The 23,791-nt window shown below is 73.8% G+C and carries 11 protein-coding genes (1 of these 11 running past the window's edge); 9 read left to right on the forward strand and 2 right to left on the reverse strand.

All coding sequences use genetic code 11. The annotated features are described in order from the left end of the window. The 7 genes from HZZ00_RS27700 to HZZ00_RS27730 all read left to right on the forward strand — a co-directional run. Positions 1-12,023, forward strand: the 3' portion of a protein-coding gene (locus HZZ00_RS27700; protein WP_180328996.1) for a non-ribosomal peptide synthase/polyketide synthase. 11,473 nt of this gene lie to the left of the window's left edge; the window shows 12,023 of its 23,496 coding nt (coding positions 11,474-23,496); its start codon lies off the left edge, out of view; its stop codon occupies positions 12,021-12,023. A gap of 77 nt (positions 12,024-12,100) precedes the next feature. Next, positions 12,101-13,072, forward strand: coding sequence for an ornithine carbamoyltransferase (locus HZZ00_RS27705; protein WP_180328997.1), 972 nt, complete (start codon positions 12,101-12,103; stop codon positions 13,070-13,072). Beyond that, the gene (locus HZZ00_RS27710; protein ID WP_180328998.1) at positions 13,069-14,382 is read left to right on the forward strand and encodes an MFS transporter; all 1,314 of its coding nucleotides are present in this window, start codon (positions 13,069-13,071) and stop codon (positions 14,380-14,382) included. Before HZZ00_RS27705 ends, HZZ00_RS27710 begins: the two co-directional genes overlap by 4 nt. A 40-nt stretch (positions 14,383-14,422) precedes the next feature. Beyond that, a complete protein-coding gene (locus HZZ00_RS27715) occupies positions 14,423-15,364 on the forward strand; it encodes a TauD/TfdA family dioxygenase (RefSeq protein WP_257585417.1) in 942 nt (313 codons plus the stop codon). Positions 15,365-15,400: 36 nt separating this feature from the next. Beyond that, the gene (locus HZZ00_RS27720) at positions 15,401-16,186 is read left to right on the forward strand and encodes a thioesterase II family protein (protein WP_180329000.1); all 786 of its coding nucleotides are present in this window, start codon (positions 15,401-15,403) and stop codon (positions 16,184-16,186) included. Between the two features lie 11 nt (positions 16,187-16,197). Next, the gene (locus tag HZZ00_RS27725) at positions 16,198-16,962 is read left to right on the forward strand and encodes a 4'-phosphopantetheinyl transferase superfamily protein (RefSeq protein WP_180329001.1); all 765 of its coding nucleotides are present in this window, start codon (positions 16,198-16,200) and stop codon (positions 16,960-16,962) included. Next, positions 16,959-17,441 carry a hypothetical protein gene (locus tag HZZ00_RS27730; RefSeq protein WP_180329002.1) on the forward strand — a complete coding sequence of 161 codons (483 nt, stop codon included), beginning with the start codon at positions 16,959-16,961 and terminating at the stop codon, positions 17,439-17,441. Before HZZ00_RS27725 ends, HZZ00_RS27730 begins: the two co-directional genes overlap by 4 nt. Positions 17,442-17,451: 10 nt before the next feature. Here the strand turns inward: HZZ00_RS27730 and HZZ00_RS27735 are convergent, their stop codons facing one another. Further along, positions 17,452-19,296, reverse strand: a complete 1,845-nt coding sequence (locus tag HZZ00_RS27735; RefSeq protein WP_180329003.1) for a transcriptional regulator — start codon at positions 19,294-19,296, stop codon at positions 17,452-17,454. A gap of 268 nt (positions 19,297-19,564) precedes the next feature. Between HZZ00_RS27735 and HZZ00_RS27740 the strand changes: the two genes are divergently transcribed. Both HZZ00_RS27740 and HZZ00_RS27745 read left to right on the forward strand, forming a co-directional pair. Then, positions 19,565-20,278, forward strand: a complete 714-nt coding sequence (locus HZZ00_RS27740) for an ABC transporter ATP-binding protein (RefSeq protein WP_107409350.1) — start codon at positions 19,565-19,567, stop codon at positions 20,276-20,278. Positions 20,279-20,422: 144 nt separating this feature from the next. Continuing rightward, the gene (locus tag HZZ00_RS27745; RefSeq protein ID WP_180329004.1) at positions 20,423-20,641 is read left to right on the forward strand and encodes a hypothetical protein; all 219 of its coding nucleotides are present in this window, start codon (positions 20,423-20,425) and stop codon (positions 20,639-20,641) included. Between the two features lie 100 nt (positions 20,642-20,741). Here HZZ00_RS27745 and HZZ00_RS27750 read toward each other — a convergent pair whose 3' ends face one another. Further along, on the reverse strand, positions 20,742-23,744 hold the full coding sequence (locus HZZ00_RS27750) for an AfsR/SARP family transcriptional regulator (protein WP_180329005.1): 3,003 nt from the start codon (positions 23,742-23,744) through the stop codon (positions 20,742-20,744). Between the last annotated feature and the right edge of the window lie 47 nt (positions 23,745-23,791).

A 23,791-nucleotide genomic window follows, 5' to 3' on the forward strand; every position in this document is an offset into this window, starting at 1 on the left:
CGCCCCGCCCCGTCGACCCGGCGGCCGTGGCATACGTCCTCTACACCTCAGGATCGACCGGCCGCCCCAAGGGCGTCCAGATCAGCCACGCGGCCCTGGGCAACCTCCTCACCGGCATCCGGCGCGTGCTCGGACCGTCGCAGACAACGGAGTCATGGCTCGCGTCCACCTCCGTGTCCTTCGACATCTCCGGCCTTGAGCTGTACCTGCCGCTAATCGGAGGCCACCGCGTCGTCATCGCCGAGTCCGGCCAGAGCCTGACCGACCTCATCGAGACCGAGCACGTCACCCACGTCCAGGCCACCCCCTCCGGATGGAAGCTCCTGCTCGAATCCGGATTCCGCACCACCTCCGTCACAGCACTCGTGGGTGGCGAAGCGCTTCCCCTGGAACTCGCCCGTGAGCTGCGGTCCCGTGTGGCGCGTCTCGTGAACGTGTACGGCCCGACCGAGACCACCATCTGGTCCACCACCTGGGACGTCCCCGCCGATCCGACACACATCTCCATCGGCGCCCCCATCGACAACACCCAGCTGTACATCCTCGACACCCACATGGAGCCGGTACCGGTCGGCGTCGTCGGCGAACTGTGCATCGCCGGAGACGGCGTCGCCCAGGGCTACCTCGGCCGCCCCGGGTTGACCGCGGAACGCTTCGCCCCCGACCCCTTCGGCCCCGCCGGCACCCGCCTCTACAAGACCGGCGACCTCGCCCGCCGCATGCCCGACGGAACCCTCGAATTCCTCGGCCGCACCGACCACCAAGTCAAGATCCGCGGCTACCGCATCGAACTCGGCGAGATCGAATCCCGGCTCCTCACCCACCCCAGCGTCAAGGACGCCGCCGTCATCGCCCGCACCGAAGACACGGGCGACACCTGGCTCGTCGGATACCTCATCCCCAACGGCACGGCCGATCACCACGAACTCCGCGCCCACCTGCGCGAAACCCTCCCCGACTACATGGTCCCCGGCGCCTTCGTCGAACTCGACGCCTGGCCCCTGAACACCGCCGGCAAACTCGACCGCAAGGCCCTGCCCGCCCCCGAGGTCGTGCCCCAGGCCGAGTACGTCGCACCCCGCACCGAAGCCGAGAAGAAGATCGCCGACGCCTGGGCAGCCGCGCTCGGACTGGAGCAGGTCAGCGTCCAGGACAGCTTCTTCGACCTCGGCGGCGACTCCATCCGGGCCATCGTCCTCGTCGGCGCCATCCGCTCCGCCGGCTTCCAGGTCGCCGTCCAGGACATCTTCGAGCACCGCACCATCGCCGAACTCGCCCACCACCTCGACACACACGACAACCCCGCCGAAACCGACCACTACGTCCAGCCCTTCGAGCTGATCGACGACCAGGACCGGAACCAGCTCCCCGCAGACGTCACCGACGCCTACCCCGTCTCCCAGGTCCAGCTCGGCATGCTCGTCGAAATGTCCCTCGGCACCGAACGCGCCGCCTACCACAACGTCGACGCCTTCCGCATCCGCGACAACCACCCCCTCGACCCCACCGCACTCCAACACGCCACCGACGAACTCATCACCCGCCACGAAATCCTCCGCACCGGCTTCGACCTGACGGGGTACTCCCGGCCGCTCCAGCTGGTGCACGGCGCCGTGACGCATCCGGTGACGGTCACGGATCTCAGTGCGCTGGACGGGGACGCGTTCGCGGCCGCGCTGCGTACGGTGAACGAGGAGGAGAGCGCGACACCGTTCGACCTGGCCCGGCCGCCGCTGCTCAGGGCGCGTGCGGTGCTCCAGGACGACGAGTCGTGGTGGCTGGTGCTCACCCACGCGCATCCGATCCTGGAGGGCTGGAGCTACCACTCGGTGATGGCCGAACTGGTCGAGCTGTACCACCGGTTCGCGCGGCACGGAGAGTTCGAGCCCGCGCGGCCCACGCCGAGCCGGTACGCGGACTTCGTCGCCGCGGAGCTGGCCTCCCTGGACGACGCGCAGGACCAGGCGTACTGGCAGGCGATGGTCACCGACCACGCCGGCTTCGAACTGCCGTCGCCGTGGGGCGATCCGCGGGGTGCCGACGCGGAGTCGTACGAGACGTACCAGGTGCACGTGCCGATGCACGACCTGGAGCCGCGGCTGCGGGAGTTGGCGACCGCGGCCGGTGCCTCGCCGAAGAGCGTCGTCCTCGCCGCGCACCTGAAGGTGCTCGCGCAGCTCACGGAGGAGGAGTCGTTCTTCGCCGGGCTCGCCTTCGACGCGCGGCCCGAACTCCCGGGCGCCGACCGGGTCGTGGGCATGCATCTGAACACCGTGCCGTTCCCGTACGACCGTACGGCCGGGACCTGGCGGGAGCTGGTGAGCCAGGTCTTCCGGCAGGAGGCGGAGCTGTGGGCGCACCGCCGGTACCCGCTGCCCGCCATCCAGCGGACGGCGGGCGGCAACCGGCTGCTGTCCACGGTCTTCAACTACCTCGACTTCCACCAGGTGGACACCGCGGTGGTGGACGAGGAGGCGAGCGTCGGCATCGGCTCGACGGAGTTCCCGCTGGCCGTGGTGGCCCGCGGTGGCCATCTCGGGCTGCGCACGGACACCCGTCACCTCCGCCGGGAGCAGGCGGCCCGGCTCGCCGAGATGTACCGGCTGGTGCTGGAGGCCATGGCGGCCGATCCGGACGGCGACGCCCGGGGCACCTTCCTGCCGGCGTCGGACCGGGCGGTGGCGTCCGTCGAGGCGGTCGCGTCCGGGCCGGTCACGGACACCCTGCACGGGCTGTTCGCGCGGCAGGCCGCGCTCCGGCCCGAGGCGGGCGCGGTGACCGCGGGCGGCGAGACGCTGAGCTACGCGCAGCTGGAGGCCCGTGCCAACCGCATCGCGCACCGGCTGCGTGAACTCGGCGTCGGCGCCGAGTCGGTGGTGGGGCTGTGCCTGGGCCGCGGCGCGGGGCTCGTGCCGTCGCTGCTGGGCGTGCTGAAGGCCGGTGCGGCCTATCTGCCGCTCGACCCGGCGCAGCCGGCCGCCCGGCTGGCCACCATGGTGGAGGACCTCGGGCCGAAGGTGGTCATCACGGAGGCCGAGCACCTCGCGGTCGCCGAGTCCGCGCACGGCGGTGCGCTGATCGTCCTGGACGGCGCGGACGAGCGGTTGCTCGACGCCCTCCCCGGCACGGCCGTGGAGCAGGTCACGGACCCGGGGCAGCTGGCGTACGTGATCTACACGTCGGGGTCCACGGGTGTCCCGAAGGGCATCGGGGTGAGCCACGCCAATGTGCTGCGGCTGATACGGGCCACCGCGGAGCGGTTCCCGCTGGACGAGCGGCATGTGTGGCCGCTGGTGCACAGCTTCGCCTTCGACGTCTCGGTGTTCGAGCTGTGGGCGGCGCTGCTGCACGGCAGCCGGCTGGTGGTGGTCGACGCGGACACCGCCCGGGACCCGGACGCCCTGCTGGACCTGGCGGTCGCGGAGCGGTTCACGGTATTGCTGAACAGCCCGTCGGCGTTCCGCGGCGTCTGTGCCGCCGCCGAAGGGGGCGACGAACGGCTCGGGCGGGTGCCGCTGCGGGCGATGTTCTTCGGTGGCGAGAAGCACACGGGTGCCGCGCTCGCCCCCTGGATCGATCGGTTCGGGCTCGATGAGCCGCAGCTCGTGGAGTTGTACGGGCCGACCGAGGCGACCGTGCAGGTGACCCACCACCGCATCACCGAGGCCGATCTGAGCGCTCCGGCGATCCCGCTCGGGCTGCCGTTGCCGGGTACCCGGGTGCACGTCCTGGACCGGGAGGGGCACCTGGTGCCGGCCGGTGTGCCGGGCGAGCTGTACATCGGCGGGCCGCAGGTCAGCCGGGGCTATCTCAACCGGCCCGCGCTGACCGCCGAGCGGTTCCTGCCGGACCCGTTCGGCGCGCCCGGCGGCCGCCTGTACCGGACCGGTGACATGGGCCGGATGCTGGCCGACGGGGGCATCGAGTTCCTGGGCCGGGTCGACGACCAGGTGAAGATCCGCGGTTACCGGGTCGAGCTGGGCGAGATCCAGGCCGTGCTGAACGCACACCCGGCGATCCTCCAGGCGGCGGTGGTGACCGACTCCACCGCTCCGGGCGACCCGCGGATCGCCGCGTACGCCGTGCCCGCGGAGGACGCCCTGCCGGCGCCGGCCGAGCTGGCCGCGTACTGCCGTGCCCGGCTGCCGGAGTACATGGTCCCGGCGGCGTTCACGCAGCTGGCGCGGATTCCGCTGATCTCGAACACCAAGGTGGACCGCAAGGCGCTGCCCGCACCGGACTGGTCCGCGCTCGCGGGACGGCAGGAGCACGTCGCGCCGCGGACGGACCGGGAGCGGCGTGTCGCCGAGGTGTGGGCCGAGGTGCTGGGACTGGACGCGCCCGGCGTCGAGGACAGCTTCTTCGACGTGGGCGGCGACTCGATCCGTGCGGTCGCCCTGGTGGGCGCGCTGCGCACGGCCGGGTTCGCCGTGACCGTGCGGGACGTCTTCGACGCCCGGACGATCGCCGGGCTGGCCGCGCTGGACACCTCGGGCCGGGACGGCGGCACCGCCTTCGTGGGCGTGCGGCCGTTCGCGCTGGTCGGCGAGGCGGACCGGGCGGCCCTGCCCACCGGTCTGGCCGACGCCTACCCGGTCTCCCAGGCTCAGCTCGGCATCCTGGTGGAGCAGCTGGCCGACGCCGAGGCGCTGAAGTACGTCAACGTCAGCGCGTTCCGGGTGCTCGACGAGCGACCGCCGGTCCTCGACGCGCTGCGGGCCGCGGTGACCGAACTGGCCGCGCGGCACGAGGTGCTGCGCACCTCCTTCGCGCTCACCGGTTTCTCGCAGCCGCTTCAGTTGGTGCACCGCGAGGCCGGGCTGACGGTCGCCGAGCGCGATCTGCGCGGTCTCGACGAGTCCGCGCGCGCGGCGGCCGTGGCGGACTTCGTCGCCGCCGAGCGGTCCACCCCGTTCCCCGCCGACGCCCGCTCGCTGCTGCGGGTCACGGTGCTGCTGGAGGACGAGCGGGCGTGGTGGCTCGGGCTCACCCAGAGCCATGCGATCACGGAGGGCTGGAGCCACCACTCGATGGTGGCCGAGCTGCTCGACCTGTACCGCTCGTTCCGGGACACCGGCGGGCCCGGCGAGTGGAGCGCGCCCGGAGTGCGCTACGCCGACTTCGTGGCCGGTGAGCTCCAGTCGCTGGTCGGCGGGGAGGACCGTGCGCACTGGCTGGCGGTCACCGCCGACTACGAGCCGTTCGAGCTGCCCGCGGACCTCGGCGACGACACCGCCGAGCCCGAGACGTTCACCGTGCGGGTGCCGTTCGCGGACGTCGAGGCCGGGCTGCGGGACCTGGCGGGCCGGGCACGGGCGTCGATGAAGGCCGTACTGCACGCCGCCCATCTGGCGGTGCTCGCCCGGCTCACCGGGCAGGAGCGGTTCAGCGCCGGTCTGGCCACCGATGCCCGGCCCGAGGCCGTGGGCGCCGAGCGGGTGCTCGGCATGCACCTCAACACCGTGCCGTTCGCCTTCGACCGCGGCGCCCGCAGCTGGCGGGAGCTGGTGGCACAGGTGTACCGGCGCGAGGCGGCCGACTGGCCGCACCGCCGCTATCCGCTGCCCGCGATGCAGCGGGACGCGGACGGGCGCCGCCTGGTGGACGTCACGTTCAACTACCAGGACTACCGGCACCTGGACAGCGGGGAGATCGACGCGGGGGCGAGCGACGGCGCGGCCGCCACCGAGTTCGCACTGATCGTCACCACCACCGGCGGCCGGCTGAGCCTGACCACGCACACCGGGGTGCTCGGCCGCGCCGAGGCGGAGCGGATCGCCTCGATGTACCGGGCGACGGTCCTGGCGATGGCCGCCGACGCCGACGGCGAGGCCGTCGCGCCGCTGCCGTCGGGCGAGGCGGAGCTGCTGCTCGCATGGGGCACCGGGTCCGCGGGCCGGGACACCGGCACCGTGGTCGGTCTCTTCGCCGAGCAGGCGGCGAACCGGCCCGGACACCCGGCCGTCTCGTACGGGGACACGGTGCTGACCTACGCCGAACTGGACGCCCGCACCGACCGGTTGGCGGCGCGGCTGCGGCAGGCCGGGGCGGTGCCCGGGGCGGTCGTCGCGGTCGGTATGGACCGCTCCGCGGTGCTGCCGGTGGCGCTGCTCGCGGTGCTGAAGACGGGCGCCGCCTATCTGCCGGTGGACCCGGCCTATCCGGACGAGCGCAAGGAGTTCATGCTGCGCGACTCGGGCGCCGGCCTGCTGGTCACCGACGGGCGCGCGGACGTGGCACCGGAGGGCTGGGGCGGGACGGTCGTCCCGGCCACCGGCGCGGACACCGAGGTGCCTCCGCACGGCTTCGCCCCGGTCCACCCGGACCAGCTGGCCTACGTGATGTACACCTCCGGCTCCACGGGCACCCCCAAGGGCACGATGATCACCCACCGGGGTGTGGTGCGGACCGTCACCGAGGACGCGAGCCTCCAGGTGGGGCCGGACGACGTGGTCGCCCACGCCTCCAGCGTGTCCTTCGACGCGGCCACGGCGGAGATCTGGAGCGCCCTGCTCAACGGGGCGCGGCTGGAGATCCTGGACCGGGACACCGTCCTGGAGACCGAGGCGCTGGCGGCGGCCGTCGAGGAGCGCGGCATCACCACGCTGTTCCTGACCACCTCGCTCTTCAACCACGTGGCCCGGACGGTGCCCGGGACGCTGGGCCGGCTGCGCACGGTCGGCTTCGGCGGCGAGGCCGGAGATGTCACCACTGTCCGCGAGCTGCTGCGGGCCGGGGCGCCCGAGCGGCTGGTGAACATGTACGGCCCGACGGAGAACACCACCTTCTCGGCGGTCCAGGTGATCTCCGCGCTCGGCGAGCGGGCGGGTTCGGTGCCGATCGGCCGTCCGGTGCACGCTTCGACCGCGTACGTCGTCGACGCCGAGCTGCGGCTGGTGCCGCGGGGCGTGCCGGGTGAACTGTGCGTCGGCGGCGCGGGGACGGCCCGCGGCTACCACGGCCGGGGCGGGCTCACCGCCGAGCGGTTCGTGCCGAACCCGTTCGGGGCGCCCGGGGAGCGGATGTACCGCACGGGCGACCTGGTGCGCTGGCTGCCGGACGGCACCCTGGAGTTCCTCGGTCGCGCCGACCACCAGGTGAAGCTGCGCGGGCACCGGATCGAGCTGGGAGAGATCGAGACGGCCCTGCACGCTCATCCCGCGCTGGACGCCGCCGCCGTGAGCCTGCGTGAGGACGCTCCGGGTGACAAGCGGCTGGTCGCGTACACGGTCGCCGCCCCCGGTGCGGCGCCCTCGCCCGCGGAGCTGCGCGAGCACCTGGTGAACCTGCTGCCGGAGTACATGGTCCCGGCCGCCTTCGTGGCCCTTCAGCGGCTGCCGCTGACCGCGCACGGCAAGCTCGACGTCCGGGCGCTGCCGGTGCCCGACGACGCCGCGTTCGCCGCCGTGCGGGAGTTCACGGCGCCGCGCACGGACGACGAACGGCGCATGGCGGGGGTGTGGCAGGAGGTCCTCGGACTCGACCGGGTCGGCGTGGAGGAGAGCTTCTTCAACCTCGGCGGCGACTCGATCCGGGCGGTCACCCTGGTCGGTGCGCTGCGCACCGCCGGCTTCCAGGTGACGGTGGGCGACGTGTTCGAGCAGCGGACGATCGCCCGGCTGGCCGCGGCCGGCGCCGGGCGGGCGGCGGACGAGCTGCGTTACGTCGAGCCGTTCGCGCTGATCGGGGCCGAGGACCGGGCGTTGCTGCCGGACACGGTCACCGACGCCTATCCGCTGTCGCAGCTGCAGACCGGCATGCTGGTGGAGCAGCTGAGCGCCACGGGCACCGGCACCTACCACCACACCACGTCGTTCGACATCAAGGACGGGCACCCGTTCGACGCCGACGCGCTGTACGAGGCGGCGCAGATCGTCACCGCCCGGCACGAGGCGCTGCGCACCGGTCTCGACCTGGACACGTACTCCGTGCCCATGCAGCTGGTGTACGCGCGGGCCGAGATGCCGGTGGCCGTGCACGACCTGAGCGGGCTCGGTCCGGACGAGGTGGCCGCGCGGGTCGCGGAGATCAGCACGGCCGAGCAGGAGAACCCGTTCGACGTGACCCGGCCGACGCTGCTGCGGCTCGCCGCCGCCTTCAGCGATCACGGCTGGCGGCTGTTCATCAGCCTCAACCACACGATCATCGAGGGCTGGAGCCACTACAACATCTGGATGGAGGTGCTCACCGCCTATGGTGAGCTGCGCGCGGGCCGTCGGCCCGTGGACCCGGAGCGGCCCGAGGTCCGCTTCGCGGACTTCATCGCGGGGGAACTTGAGTCGCTGGCCTCGGCGGAGGAGCGCGGCTACTGGAAGGACGTCGTCGGCCGGCACACCAGGTTCGCGCTGCCGGCGGCCTGGGGCGAGGAGCCGGAACCGGGCACCGAGCCGCGGACCTTCTCGGTCGAGGTGTCGCTGCACGACATCCAGGACCGGATCCGCGACGCGGCGCGGGCGGCCGACGTGCCGGTCAAGAGCGTGCTGCTGGCCGCGCACCTGAAGGTGCTGAGCCAGCTCACCGAGGAGGACGCCTTCCACAGCGGTCTGGTGTGCGACGCCCGTCCCGAGGCGCCCGGCGCCGAGCAGGTCATCGGTATGTACCTGACCACGCTGCCGATCGGCTTCCGGCGCGGTGCGCGCACCTGGCGGGAACTGATCCGGCAGGTGTTCGCGACCGAGACGGCGCTGTGGCCCAACCGCCGCTTCCCGATGCCGGAGGTCCAGCGGGAGGCCGGCAACGGCCGTCTCATCGACGTCTTCTTCAACTACCTGGACTTCCGGCAGGTCGACACCGACCTCATGGACATGAGCAGCAGCGTCCGCGAGGGCGGCACCGAGTTCGACCTGGCCGTCACCACGCTGGCCGGTGAGCTGGGGCTGCTGACCAACACCCGGGTCATGACCCGCGCCGAGGCCGAACGCCTCGGCGCCATGTACCGGGCGGTCCTGGACGCCGTCGTCGACGACCTCGACGGTGACGCGCGGGCGGTGTACCTGCCGGAGGGCGAGCGGGAACGGCTGCTGGGGGCGTGGTCCGGCGACGCTGGCACCGTCTTCGACGGCCGTCCCGTCCACCACCGGATCGCCGAGCGGGCGGCGGCGGCTCCCGACGCGGTCGCGGTGGTCGTCGGCGAACGCACGACGACGTACGGCGAACTGGACGCGGCGGCCAACCGGATGGCCCACCACCTGCTCGAACTCGGCGTGCGCCGAGGGGACTTCGTGGGCGTGCTCGCGGAACGGGGCGTCGACCAGCTGGTCGCGGTGCTGGGCGCGCTCAAGGCCGGTGCGGCCTATCTGCCGCTCGACCCGGAGGCGCCCGCCGAACGGCTCGCCCACCAGCTCACCGACAGCGCGGCTCCGGTACTCGTCACCCAGGAGCGGTGGCTGGACGGTCTGCCCGCGACCGGGGCCCGCGTGGTGTGCGCCGACCGCGACGCGGCGGCGATCGCGCGGCGGCCCGGCCACGCCCCGCACGCGCCGGTGGCCGGGGACGACCTGGCGTACACCATCTACACCTCGGGCTCGACGGGCCGGCCCAAGGGCGTCCTGGTCACCCACCACGGGCTGGCCAACTACCTGGACTGGGCGCTCGGTCACTACGGCATGGACGGCGGGCACGGCGCCCCGATGTTCGGCTCGATCGCGTTCGACCTGGCCGTGCCCAGCTTCCTGCTGCCGCTGATCGCGGGCCGGGACGTGGTGGTCGTACCGGGCGACCGGGGCCAGGAGGCGCTGCCCGAACTGCTGCGGGCAGAGGGCGATTTCAGCATCGTGAAGATCACCCCGGCCCATCTCGACCTGGTCACCACCGAGGTCGGCGAGGCGGGCGGCATCGACTCGGTGCGCACCTTCGTGGTGGGCGGCGAGGAGATGAAGGCCGAGAGCGTCGCCGCCTGGCGGCGGGTCGCGCCGAACGCCCGGATCATCAACGAGTACGGGCCCACGGAGACCGTCGTCGGCTGTGTCGTGCACGACGCGACCGCCGCCGACGACCCCGCCCGCCCGGTGCCGATCGGCCGGCCCGTCGCCAACACCCAGGTGTACGTGCTGGACGCCGCGATGGAGCCGGTTCCGGTCGGTACGGTCGGCGAGCTGTACCTCGGCGGTGCGGGCGTGGCCCGCGGCTACCTGGGGCGTCCCGCGCTGACCGCGGAGAAGTTCGTGCCGCACCCCTTCTCGGGAACGCCGGGCAGCCGGCTGTACCGGACCGGGGACCTGGCCAGGTTCCGTCCCGACGGCAGCCTGGAGTTCCTGGGGCGCGGCGACGGCCAGGTCAAGATCCGCGGCTACCGCGTGGAGCTGGGCGAGATCGAGGCGGCCCTGCTGCGCGCACCCGGGGTCCAGGAGACGGTGGTCCTCGCCCGCGAGGACGCGCCCGGTGACCGCCGGCTGGTCGCCTACGTGGTGCCCGCGCCGGGCGCCGCGCCCGCCCAGGCCGAACTGGTGGAGCACCTGCGCACCCTGCTGCCCGCCTACATGGTCCCGCAGCTCTTCCTCACCCTGGAGGCGCTGCCGCTGGCCGTGTCCGGCAAGGTCGACCGGGCGGCGCTGCCCGCCCCGGACCGGGCGGGCCCGGCCTCCGGGGTCCCCTACCGGGCGCCCCGCACCGACACCGAGCGTCTCCTCGCGGACGTCTGGTGCCAGGTGCTCGGCGCCCCGCGGGTCGGCCTGGACGACAGCTTCTTCGGGCTCGGCGGCGACTCCATCCGGGTGCTCCCGGTGATCTCCGCGGCGCGCAAGGCGGGCCTGGTGCTGTCGCTGAGCACGCTGTACGAGAACGAGACGCTGGCCGAACTCGCCGCGGCGGTCGAACCGGCGCCCGCGCGGACCGAGCCGCCGGCCGATCCGGACGCGCTCGCCGAGGCGCTGCGTATGGTGATGGCCCATCAGGACGCGCTGGGGCTGCGGGTGGTGTCGGAGAAGCCCGCCGAACTGCCCTCTCCGGAGGCGGTGATGGCGGAGCACGCGGTGCCCGGCGTCGGGGTCGCGGTCATCCGGGACGGCGAGGTCGCCGAGATCCGGTCCTACGGTGTCACGCGGGCCGGCGGCGACGAGCCGGTCACTCCGGACACGCTCTTCCCGGCCGGGTCGATCAGCAAGCACGTCACCGCGCTCGGGGTGCTGCGGCTCGCCAAGGACGGGGTGATCGACCTCGACGAGGACGTCAACCGCTATCTGACGTCATGGCAGGTGCCCGGCACCGACCCGGCCAACCCGGTCACCGCCGAGCGGCTGCTGCGCTTCACCGGCGCGGTGCACAACGCCACCGACAACCCGGACGACCACTACTACGCGCCGGGCGACGCGCTGCCGGCCCCGCTGGACGTGCTGCTCGGACGGGCCCCGGCCAAGACCCCGGCCGGCCGCCTGGACGGCGTGCCCGGCGAGGTGTTCCTGAAGAACAACATCAGCTACACCGCCTTGCAGCAGCTCATGGAGGACGTCACGGGCACGCCCTTCGGAAAGCTGATGCGCGAACTGGTCCTCGACCCGCTGGGGATGACGCACAGCCACTACGTGCGCAGCGACCCGCGCGAGCTGGGGCACCCGGTGGCGTACGGGCACGACGCGCCGGGCGTCCCGCACCCCGGGGGCTGGCAGGCGCACCCGGAGACCGCCGCGGCCGGGCTGTGGACCACGGCGGCCGACCTGGCCCGGGTCACCGTCGAGATCCGGCGGGCCCACCGCGGACTGCCCTCTTCGGTGCTCACCCGTGAGCTGACCGAGCGGATGCTGACGATCGTCGAGCCGTGCCACTTCTACGGCATGGGCGTGTTCGTCGACGCCTCCGGCGGCGGGCTCGACTACGGCCACACCGGGCAGACCGCCGGCTACCGCGCCATGGCGCTGAGCCAGCTGGAGTCCGGCACCGGACTGGTGATGCTGGCGAACGCCGAGCACGCGCGGCCGGTACTGAAGTGGCTGATGGCGGCCGTGCGCGAACAGGACCGCTGGTCCGCCAAGGGCGAGCTGGCCCGTCTCTGGGAGGTCGGCCGGGTCAACCCCGACGCCCAGGACTGACCGCCTCGGGGCCCGGCCCGTCCGGGCCGGCCCCGCCTCCCACGCCTCATCCCCACGACCCGCCAAGGACGTGACCCATGACCACCGCCGCCACCGCGCGCATGCTGCTGTCCATCGACGACCTCACCGACGAGGACCTGCGGTCCATCGTCACCCGCGGCGCCCACTTCGCCTCCGGCGCGGGCCGCGGCGAACAGCCGCTGGCCGGCTGGGTCGCCGGCATCTACTTCAAGAAGACCTCCACCCGCACCCGTACCGCGTTCTCCGCCGGGGCGCTGCGGCTCGGCGCGCAGATCCTCACGTACGGGCCGGACGACCTCCAGACCAACACCGGGGAGACCGTGGAGGACACCGGGCAGGTCATGGCCCGGATGCTGGACGTGCTGGTCGCCCGCACCGCCGGGTCCGACGAGGAGCTGTTCGGCCTGTCCGGCGGCGGCCGGCTGCCCGTGGTCAACGCCATGAGCGCGGCCGAGCACCCCACCCAGGGGCTGACCGATCTGACCACGCTCCAGCTGGCGTTCGGCCGGATCGAGGGGCTGAGCCTGCTGTACGTCGGCGAGGGCAACAACACCGCCGCCGCCCTGGCCCTGGCCCTCACCCGCTTCCCCGGCACCAGCCTGGAGCTGCGCACCCCGCCCGGCTACGGCGTGGCGCGGCCGTTGCTCGACCGGGCCCGGGCGCAGGCGCGGCGGTACGGTTCCCGGATCGCCGAGGCACACCACATGGACGGCCTGCCCACCGGTGTCGACGCCGTCTACACCACCCGCTGGCAGACCACCGGCACCAGCAAGCCCGACCCCGACTGGCGCACCGTCTTCGCGCCGTTCCAGGTCACCCGGGCGCTGTGGGAGCACTCGCCGAAGGCGCTGTTCCTGCACGACCTGCCGGCCCACCGGGGCGAGGAGGTCACCGCCGAGGTGCTGGACGGCCCGGCCGCCATCGCCTTCGACCAGGCGGAGAACAAGATGCACAGCGCGATGGCCGTCCTGGAGTGGATCCGGCACGGCGCCGTCGCCGACGCGACCGGCGGGACGGCGAGACTGTGACGACGGCACCCTCCGCGCAGCGGGCGACCGGACCGGAGTCCGAGCCCCTGGCCCCGCTGCGGCACAACCGCGACTTCGTCCTGCTGTGGGTGGGCGCCGCCGCCACCGCGCTCGGCACCCGGGTCAGCGGCATCGCGTATCCGCTGCTGGTCATCTGGACCACGGGGTCGGCGAGTTCGGCCGGCATGGTGGGGTTCGCCGCGCTGCTGCCCAATCTGCTGGTGCAGATGCACGCCGGGGCGCTGGTCGACCGGTTCGACCGGCGCCGCATGATGATCCTGTGCGACCTGGGCTCGCTGCTCGCCACGGGTGCCGTGGCCGCGGCCGTGGTCGCCGGTCATGTGTGGATCTGGCTGCTGATGGCGGCCACGTTCGTCCAGGGCAGTCTCGCGATCTTCTACCGGCTCGCCGAGCGGGCGGGCGTGCGGCACCTGGTGCCGGCCGCTCAGTTGCCGAAGGCGCTGTCCGCCAACGAGGCGCGCACCCAGGCCGCGGGCCTGTTCGGCCAGCCCGGGGGCAGCGTCCTGTACGCGGTCGGCCGCTCCGCGCCGTTCCTGCTGGCGACCGCCGCGCACGCCGTCTCGCTGTGCTCCCTGCTGATGATCCGGGGGAAGTTCCAGGACGAGCGCCGGCAGCCGCCCGGGAACCTCACCGAGGAGCTGCGCGAGGGGCTCGCCTGGACGTGGGGGCAGCGCTTCCTGCGCTGCGGCATGCTGCTGATCAGCGGTTCCAATCTGCTCTTCCAGGTCCTTTCGCTGGCCCTGATCCTCATCATCAAGAACCACGGCAGCTCCGCGGCCCTCGTCGGTGTCATCACGGCGGTCAGCGGACTGGGCGGCATGTTCGGGGCGCTGACCGGGTCCTGGTGGATCCGCCGGGCGGGTCTGCGGACGCTGCTGATCGGGGGGTCGGTCGGCTGGGCGCTGCTGATGCCGCTGGTCGGCCTGACCGGCAACCCGCTGCTGCTCGGGGCGATCTTCCTCGGCGCCGCGCTGATCGGCAGCGTCACCAACGTGGCGGGCGGCATCTACCAGGTGGCCGTCACCCCGGACCGGCTCCAGGGCCGGGTCGGTGCGGCGATGGGGCTGATCGCCACGGGCGCCTCCTCGCTCGGCACGTTCGCCGGCGGCTTCGCCCTCCAGCACTTCGGCACCACGACCACCGTGTTCGGTGTCGCGTCGCTGATGGGGCTGATCGCGCTGGCCTCCTTCCTGCTGCCCGCCGCCCCGCTGCCGGAGCGGCCGGGCCCCGCCGAGGAGGGCGACACCGCCCCCGCCGGCGCCGCCGATGCGGCGCCGCACGACGACTGACGTACCTACCGCCGCCACACCACACGGAGAAGGGAACGACGTGACCACCACCACCGGCGCGCCCCTGCTGGAGCTGACCGCCGCCGACACCGGGACGCCGGCCACCCCGGAGGGGCTGCTGTCCTTCCTCGCCGACGGCGCGCGCTTCGGCGACCTGCTGACCGAGCACAAGGCCGTCGTCTTCCGGCGGTTCGGGCTGACCGCGGACTTTGTCGACGCGGCCCTCGACCTGGTCCTGCCCAACCGGCTCGCCTACGTGCACGGCAACTCGCCGCGCACCAAGGTCGGGGACAACCTGTACACCTCGACCGAGTACCCGCAGCAGTTCACCATCTCCATGCACAACGAGCTGTCGTACGCGGAGCACTGGCCGCGCCGGCTCGCCTTCTTCTGCGAGCGGGCGGCCGAGACCGGTGGCGCCACCCCGGTGGTCGACGGCGCGGCCTGGCTGGCCGCCCTGGACCCGGAGGTCCGCGAGGCGTTCGCCGGCGGTGTCCGCTACACCCAGAACCTGCACGACGGTCTGGGCCTCGGCAAGAGCTGGCAGGACACCTTCGAGACCACCGACCGGCAGGCCGTCGAGGAGTACCTGGCGGGGACGAGCGCCGAGTGGGCGTGGCGGTCCGACGGCGGACTGCGGGTCAGTCTGGTGCGTCCGGCCACCGTCCGCCACCCGGTCACCGGCGCCGAGGTCTGGTTCAACCAGGCCGACCAGTGGCATCCGGCGGGCCTGGGCGACGAGGCCGCGGGCGCGCTCGCCCAGCTGCTGCCGCCGGAGGAGCTGCCGCAGTACGTCACCTTCGCCGACGGCAGCCCGATCCCCGACTCCCACGTCCTCCAGATCCGCGACCGCGGCCTGGAGACCGCCGTGGACGTCGACTGGAACACCGGCGACCTGCTGGTCATCGACAACGTGCTGGTCGGGCACGGCCGTCGGCCCTTCACCGGGAGCCGCCGGGTGCTCGTCGCCATGACCGACTGAGCGGCGCACCGCCCCCGCCTTCGTACGGAGAACCCCATGACCCTGCCCACCGAATCCCCCGCCGCCGCCTCCGCGGTGGACCCGGCGCGCTGGTTCAGGCGCCCGCCGCGCGGCTCGCACCCCCGGGTGCGGCTGGTGTGCTTCCCGCACGCCGGGGGCGCGGCCAGCCTGTTCCGCGACTGGTCGGAGGAACTGCCCGGCGGCATCGAGGTGCTGGCGGTCCGGCTGCCCGCCCGTCAGGACCGGTTCCGGGAGCCGCCCGTGGAGCGGATGGACGAGCTGGCCGACCTGATCACCGAGGCGCTGCGCCCGTACCTGGACCTGCCGTACGCGTTCTTCGGCCACAGCCTGGGCTCCGACGTCGCCTACGAGGTGGCCCGGCGGCTGGAGCGGCGGCACGGGCACGGCCCGCAGCGGCTCTTCGTCTCCGGCGCCGCGGCCCCGCACGTCGGCGAGCCGGTGGACATCGGCGACTACGACGACCCGGCCCTGATCGCCGAGATCCAGCGCCTCGGCGCGCCGGGCACCGAACTCCTGGACGAACCCGAGCTGGCGGCGCTGCTGCTGCCGTCCCTGCGGGCCGACTACCGGCTCAGCGCCGCCTACCGGCCCGCGCTCGCCGATCTGGACGTGCTGCGCGCGCCGATCACCGCGCTGATCGGGAACCACGACCCGCTGGTCCCCGTGGCGGAGGCGCTGACCTGGGCGCAGCTCACCAGCGGCGGGTTCAACCACCGGGTCTACCCCGGCGGTCACTTCTACCTGGAGCGGCATCGGCGCACCCTGCTGCGGCTGATCCAGGCCGTCCTCCTGCCGGCCTGAGGGAGCACCCCATGCCCGTACCCGCCGATGCGGCGCCCCGGCCGGTGGACCCGGCTCGGACCCAGGTGTGGTGGTGGGGGCTGCCCGAACGGGTGGACCCGGCGGACACGGCCCTGCTGGGGCCGGCCGAGGTGGCGCGGCTGCGGCGGTTCGGCAGCGAGCGGGCCGCGGCCTCCTTCGCCCGTTCCAGGGCGGCCGCCCGGCGCGCGCTGGGCGCGCTGCTCGGGGTGCCGGCGGCCGAGGTGGTGCTGGGCCGGGCGCAGTGCCCCGGCTGCGGCGATCCCGGCCACGGCCCGCCGCGGCTCGTCCACCCGGCGGTGCCGCTGGCCATCAGCTTGTCCCGCACGGCCGGCCGGGGGCTGCTCGCGGTGCGTGCCGGGGCGCGGGTGGGCGTGGACGTGGAGGCGGTGCGTGCCGTGCGCGGCGAGGCGCTGGCCCGGACGGCGTTGACGCCGGATGAGCGAGCGGCCGTGCTGCGGGTGCCGCCGGGGCCGGGGCGGGACCGGATGCTGCTGCGCGCCTGGACCCGCAAGGAGGCCGTGGTCAAGGCCGTCGGCACCGGCCTCACGGGCACGCCGAACCGTCTGGAGACCCAGGTGGCGCGCCCCGGACCGGTGGTGGTCGCGCACCGGCACGGGGCGGCGGACACCGTATGGTCGGTGGCCGACCTGGACCTGGGCGAGGGCTACGTGGCAGCAGTGGCGACCGAGGGGGCGGCCGGTGGCCCGGCCGTCGACATCCATCCCCGCACACACCGAGACGAGGACCCGTCATGACCGTGCAGACCACCACCGCCGTACCGGCCCGCGACGCGGATTGGGAGGAGTTCCTCGACGGGCTGTCCGCCGCCGTCGCGGCGGCCGACCCGGGCACCGCCTACGACTGGGAGGCCCGGGAGCGGATGCGGTTCTCGGCCTGGGTGCGCCATGTCTACGACGATCCGCGCGCCGTAACCCTGTTCGCCCGCCCGGAGCCTCCCGCCGCCGCCGAGGCCCGCCGCCGGGAGGCGGCGGCCCTGGCCGGACGACTCGACGCGGGCCGGGCGGTGGCCCGCCCCGTGCGGCCCGGCTGCGAGGTGTGGGCCGCCGCGGCCACGGCGGCGATGTGGGAGATCACCGGGGCGGCCCTGCGGGCCGAGCGGCGGCCCCCGCGCGAGCACGTGGTCGCCGATGTGTGGACGGTCGTCCGCACCCTGCTGCTGCCGGCCGTGGACCGCTTCACCCCGGTGTTCCGCCGCGCCCGCGGCTCGTGGTGAGGGCCGGCCCTCAGTGCCGCAGGATGCCGGTGTCCTGGCGGCGCTGGGCCGGCAGCAGGCTGGGGCGGCTCAGCTCGTACGCGAACAGCCGCACCAGCGTGTGGCAGCCGTAGATGGGACGGCCCTGCTGGTCCAGCCCGTTGATGGTCAGCAGGGAGCCGTCGACCAGTTCCTCCAGGCCGCGCTCGGCCTCCGACTCGCCGGTCTCCAGGGCGAACGCCATCTGCTGGGCGGTGCAGGACCCGTCGGGGAAGCCGGCCAGGCCGCGCAGGGCCGCGCGGCCGGCGCGGGACAGCGAGGGCAGGGAGCGCCCGAGCGCCTGGCGCACGCTCAGGTCGCCGAAGCGCAGTTCGTCGAGCCGGGTCCGCGGGTCGGCGAGCCGGGGCGCCAGCCGGGCCGGTGACCAGTGCGGGCGGGCCGCGAGCCGGGTGCCGGTGATGCGCAGCGCGAGCGGCAGCCCGGCGCAGTGCGCGAGCAGGGCGGCGGAGGCGTCCGGTTCGGCCGACAGGCGTTCGCGGCCCGCCGCGGAGGCGAGCAGGACGCGCGACTCCTCGGCGTCCAGCGGACCGAGCCGGACGGTCTGGGCGCCGGGCACCTGGGTGAGGTGGGTACGGCAGGTGATGAGCACCGAGGCCGTCGACGTGCTCGGCAGCAGCGGCCGTACCTGGAGGTCGCCGACCGCGTCGTCCAGGACGACGAGCAGCCGCCGGCCGGCCGTGCGGGACCGGTAGAGCCGGGTCAGCTCCTCCAGGTCGTCGTGGACGCCGGGGGCGTCGATGCGGGGTTCGCCGAGCGCCCGCAGCAGCCGGACCAGCGCGGCGCACGGGTCGCGGGGGGTGCCGTCCGGCTCCCGCAGCTCCACGTACAGCTGTCCGTCGGGGTGGTGTCCGGCGCTCAGGTGGGCGGCGTGCACCACGAGGGCCGTCTTGCCGACACCCGCCATCCCGGTCACCAGGCAGCGGCGGGGCTGCCAGCCGGGGGTGTCGTGGGGTTCCAGGACGGCGCGCAGCACGGGCAGTTCGGCGGACCGCCCGGTGAAGTCCTCCACGTCGGGCGGCAGCATGGCGGGCGCGGAGGGGGCCTGGAACCGGTCCCGCAGGGCGATCAGGGGCGGGGACTCCAGCCCGATGCTGCCGTTCAGGACCGCCTGGTAGGTGGCGTCGAGGGCGGCGCCGGGGTCCACGCCGAGCTGGTCGGCGAGCACCTTGCGCGCGTCGTGGTAGACGTGCAGGGCGTCGGCCTGCCGGCCGCACCGGTAGAGCGCGGTCATCAGCTGGGCCCGCAGCTGCTCGCGGACCGGGAACCCGGCGACCAGACCGGTGAGTTCGGCGAGCACCTCCTCGTGCCGGCCGAGCGCCAGGTCCGCCTCGATCCGGCCCTCCAGGGCGAGGGTGCGCGCCTCCTCCAGCTGCGGCAGCTCCGTCTCGCGCAGATGGTGCGTGGCGTTGCTGAGCGCGGGCCCCTGCCACAGGGCGAGGGCCCGGTCGAGCAGGGCGGCCGCCTCCCGGTACCGGCCCTCACCGAGCGCGGCACGTCCCTCCTGCTCCAGCCGTTCGAACTCCAGCAGGTCGATCCAGCTGTCGCGGGTGGCCAGCACATAGCCGGGCGGGCGCCGGACGATCTCGATCTCGTCGCCGAGCCGTTTGCGCAGCCGGGACATGTAGGTGTAGATCTGCGCACCGGCCGTGGCGGGCGGGTCCCACCCCCACAGCAGCGAGGTGAGCCGCTGGTCGGAGACGACCCGGCCGCGGGCGAGGAGCAGCGCGGCGAGCACGGTGTACACCTTCGACCCGGAGAGCGGGACCCGGGTGTCGCCGGCTCTCGCCTCGATCGGTCCGAGAACTCGGAACTCCATGTCTGTCCCCCGTTCGTTGGTCAGTGCGCGGTGGCACTGGCTGCGGCCGACGGTAGGAGGGGACGCTTTCGGCCGATTATCGCTTCGATTTCACACCTATCCCGGCCATTCGTCCGGAACCCGCCGTCCCGCATAGAAGCATCAGAGATCGGCCAGGCAGTCTGGCGGCGGTAGCCCTGTACACGCGAGAGGACCAGCCCCCATGCGGATCGACACCAGCGGTGCCTTGCCGCGCGACGGCGAGCGAAGCCGGACGCCCGCCCTGACCATGACCGGCGTCACCAAGGTGTACGGGAAGGACGGCACCCAGGTCCGCGCGCTCGACGGTGTCTCGGTCGAGATCCCACGGGGCTCCTTCACCGCGGTGATGGGCCCCTCCGGCTCGGGCAAGTCCACGTTCCTGCACTGCGCCGCGGGGCTGGACCGCCCGACGTCCGGCTCCGCCAGCGTGGGCGGGGTCGAGCTGACCCGGCTGGGCGAGACGGCCCTGACCAAGCTGCGCCGCAGGAGGGTCGGCTTCGTGTTCCAGTCCTTCAACCTGGTGCCGTCACTGACCGTGCGCCAGAACATCGAGCTGCCGCTACGGCTCGCCGGTGAACGCCTCGACGACGCCTGGCTGCGGGAGATCCTGGAGCGGGTCGGCCTCGCCGACCGGACCGGGCACCGGCCGGGCGAGCTGTCCGGCGGCCAGCAGCAGCGGGTCGCCATCGCCCGCGCGCTCGTCACCCGCCCGGACGTCATCTTCGGCGACGAACCGACCGGCGCGCTGGACACCGTCACCGCCCGGGAGATCCTCGCCCTGCTGCGGGCGTGCGTGGACGAGGCGGGGCAGACCGTGGTGATGGTGACCCACGACCCGGGCGCCGCCTCCTACGCGGACCGCGTCCTCTTCCTCGCGGACGGGGCGCTCGCCGGCCGGCTGGACGCGCCCACGGCGGAGAGCGTCGCCGAACGCATGACCCGTCTCGGTGCGTGGTCCTGACCTGGGACCGCTCCCACGGGTGGCGGGCGCGTCAGGCGAAATCGGAGTGATAGCGCGGCAATAGAAAGGCTTCGTAGCCTTCGGGTTGTTCCGGAAAGACGGCTCGTGCCGCGGAACTCACAACCAACAAGGGGGAAGACCAGAATGCTTGACACCCGCAGAGTTGCAGCCACGTTCACGGCCGCGTTCGCCCTCGGCATCGTCCTCGCGGGCAGTGCCTCGGCCGCGCCGGCCCTGAACGGGCAGCGGGGGGCGGCGACGGGTGAGGTCCCGTGGACCCTGACGACGACGGTCTCGGCCGCCGCGGGCACCGGGGCGGGAAGCGAGGAGCCGACGACGAACAGCGAGGTTCCCTGGACCTGATCCCGGGCCGGCCCGGCCGGCGACACTCGGGTGTCCGAGGGCCGGCCCCATCGCGCTGCGCATGGGGCCGGCCCTCCTACCCGGCGGGCGCGCGGCCCGCTCAGCCGTCCGCGGCGGCCGCCAGTTCGGCCGGGGTCGGCGGGGCGGCGTCCGGTACGGTCGCCAGCCGCCGCGCCAGCCCGAGCAGCCGGTCGGCTCGCTCCTCCCATCTGCGGGCGCCGAGTTCGGCGAACGCCTCGCGCGCCGCGGCCAGCAGTTCCTCCGCGTCCTCGCCCAACAGCAGCCGGGCGCAGGCGAGGTCGGTCTTGGCACGGGCCCACAGATAGCGGTCGTCGACGGCCTCGGCCGCCTCCAGGGCCTCGTGCAGCACGAGCAGCGACTCGTAGGGGGCGCCGCGGCGCCAACGGGCCTCGCCGATGCCGCGCAGCACATGGCCCGCGCCGAGCCGGTCGTTGCCCGGGTCGATGAGCGCCAGCGCCTCGAAGCAGATCCGTTCGGCGGCGAGGTGGTCGCCCTGGAGCATCAGCGCCTCGGCGAGACGGTACGAGTTCTGCGCCTCGCCCCGGTGGGAGCCCGCCTCCCGGCTCTTGGCGATGGCCTCGGTGGACAGTGCCGCCCCCTCGGCCACGTTCCCGCTCTCCAGTTCGATCTGGGCGAGCAGTCCCAGGGCGTGGGATTCACCGGCGAGGTCACCGGCCGCGCGGAACCCCTCCAGGGAGCGCCGGGTCAGCCGCCCCGCCTCGGCGAGGTCGCCGGAGAACCGCCGGCACAGCGCCAGGTTGCGCAGCGCCAGGGCCAGCCCGAGGGGCGCGTCCATGGACTCGAACAGCGGGAGCGAACGGTCCAGCCAGGACGCGGCCTCCTTGTACTCCCGCTGGTAGATCGCGAGCATGCCCATCGACCGCAGCATGGTCGCCTGCCCGAGCCGGTCCCCGGCGCGTTCCGCCGCGGCGAGGGCGGAGAGGGCGCAGGAGCGCCAGTCGTCCAGGTAGTTGCGCTCCTCGAAGAGGGTGGTGGCGTTCACGGTCAGCCCCCAGGCGGCGGCCGCCTCGTCGTCGGCCGCCGCCTGCGCGACGACGCCGGCCAGCGCGGTGCGCTCCGACTCGAACCAGGCCAGCGGGTCCTTGACCAGGTGTTCCACCAGCTCGTTCGACAGCGGCCGGGGCAGCGGGGCCTCGTACTCGAAGGGGCGGTTGCCGCCGTACTCGCGCTGGTGAGCCGCGTCCGCGAGGTGCAGGTAGGCCGCGTAGACCCGTTGCAGTGCCGACGCCCGCGCCTCCTCGCTCTCCTCGGCGCAGGCCCGCTCCCAGGCGAACACCCGCAGCAGGTCGGGGCACCGGTAGCGCACGCCCAGCGAGGCGTCGATGGAGGTGACCTCCAGCAGCTGGGCGTCGAGCAGTTCCTCCATGAGGATCTCGGCGCGGTCGCCGTCGGAGCCCAGCAGCGAGGCGGCGACCCAGCCGGCGAAGGTGGGCATCGCCAGCAGGCCGACGAACCGGTAGAGCCTGCGGGCGCCCGGGGACAGTTCGCGGTAGCTGAGCCGGAAGCCCGCCCGTACGCCGTGGTCGCCGAGGCTGAGTTCGTCGAGCCGACGCCGCTGGTCGCGCAGCCGCCGCACCAGGTCGGGCACGGACCAGTACCCCTTGGCGGCGAGCCGCGCCCCGGCGATGCGCAGCGCCAGCGGCAGCCGGTCGCACAGGGCCGCGAGGTCGGCGGTCTCGTCCGGGTGGGCCGCGATCCGTTCCGGGCCCGCGATCTCCGCGAGCAGGGACACCGCCTCCTCCAGCGGCATCACCTGGAGCGGCACCTGGATCACGGCGTAGTCGCCGAGCAGGTCGGTCATCGGGTGCCGGCTGGTGATCAGCACGCAGCAGCGGCCGTTGCCGGGCAGCAGCGGACGGACCTGCTCGGCGTCCCGGGCGTTGTCCAGGATGATCAGCACCCGGCGACCGCCCAGCAGGCTGCGGTAGAGCGCCGCCCGTTCGCCCGTGTCGGCCGGTATCTGCGCGGTCTGCACGCCGAGCCCGCGCAGGAACTGGTCCAGGACGGCGCTGGCGGAGACCGGCGCCTCCTCGTGGTAGCCGCGCAGATCGACGTAGAACTGCCCGTCGGGGAAGTGTCCGACGACCTGGTTGGCCCAGTGCACGGCGAGCGCGGTCTTGCCCACGCCGCTCACCCCGCTGATCACCCCCACGGTGAGCGGGCTGTGCCCGAGCCGCTCGTCCAGCATCCCGTCGAGCCGGCGCAGTACATCGGTGCGGCCGGTGAACGAGGCGGGCTGGACCGGTAGTTGGCTGGGCTTCCCGGTCTGCGGGGCGGGTGCCGGGTTGGTCGCCGGGAGGGTCAGCGTCGGGGAGTCCTGGAGGACGAGGTTGTGCAGGGCCTGTAGCGCGGGGCCCGGTTCGATGCCCAGCTCCCGCACCATCAGGTCGCGGCCCTCGCGGAAGACGGCCAGCGCGTCGGCCCGGCGGCCGGCCCGGTAGTGGGCCAGCACCAGATGGGCCCGCGCCTGCTCGCGCAGCGGGTGCTCACGGACGTGCGCGGTCAGCTCCGGTATGAGCGTGCGGTGCCGCCCCAGCTTCAACTGGAGTTCGGCGTAGTCCTCGTAGGCGCCGATGCGTACCGAGGCGAGCCGTTCCGTCTCCTCCGCCAGCCGTTCCCCGTCCAGTCCGTCGAAGGCGGGACCGCGCCAGAGCGCGAGGGCGTCGTTGATCAGGTCGCAGGCCGCCCCGATCTGTCCGGCGCGGGCCTGGTCCCGGGCCTGCCGCACACGCTCCTCGAAGTCGGGGGCGTCGATGTAGTGACCGTGGCTGTTGAGGAGGTAACCCGGGTGCGCGGTGGAGATCAGATCGGTGCAGCCGGCCTGTTCGCTGAAGAGCTTGCGCAGTCCCGCGACGCAGATGGCGATCTGGTTGCGGGCCGTGGCGGGGGCGCCCCTCGGCCAGACCGCGTCGATGAGGGAGTCCACCGAGACGACGCGGTTCCTGGCCACCAGCAGCGCGGCCAGGACGGTTCTCTGTCTGCGGCCGCCGACATGGACGGCGACGCCCCCGTCCGTGTGCACCGCCAACGGGCCCAGGACCCGGAACGTCAATGACTGCATTCGACCGCTCCCCCGTGCTACCGAACCAAACTTGCTCGAAACATCAT

This window comes from Streptomyces sp. NEAU-sy36 (assembly GCF_013423905.1).
In the GTDB taxonomy this organism is placed as follows: Bacteria; Actinomycetota; Actinomycetes; order Streptomycetales; family Streptomycetaceae; genus Streptomyces; species Streptomyces misionensis.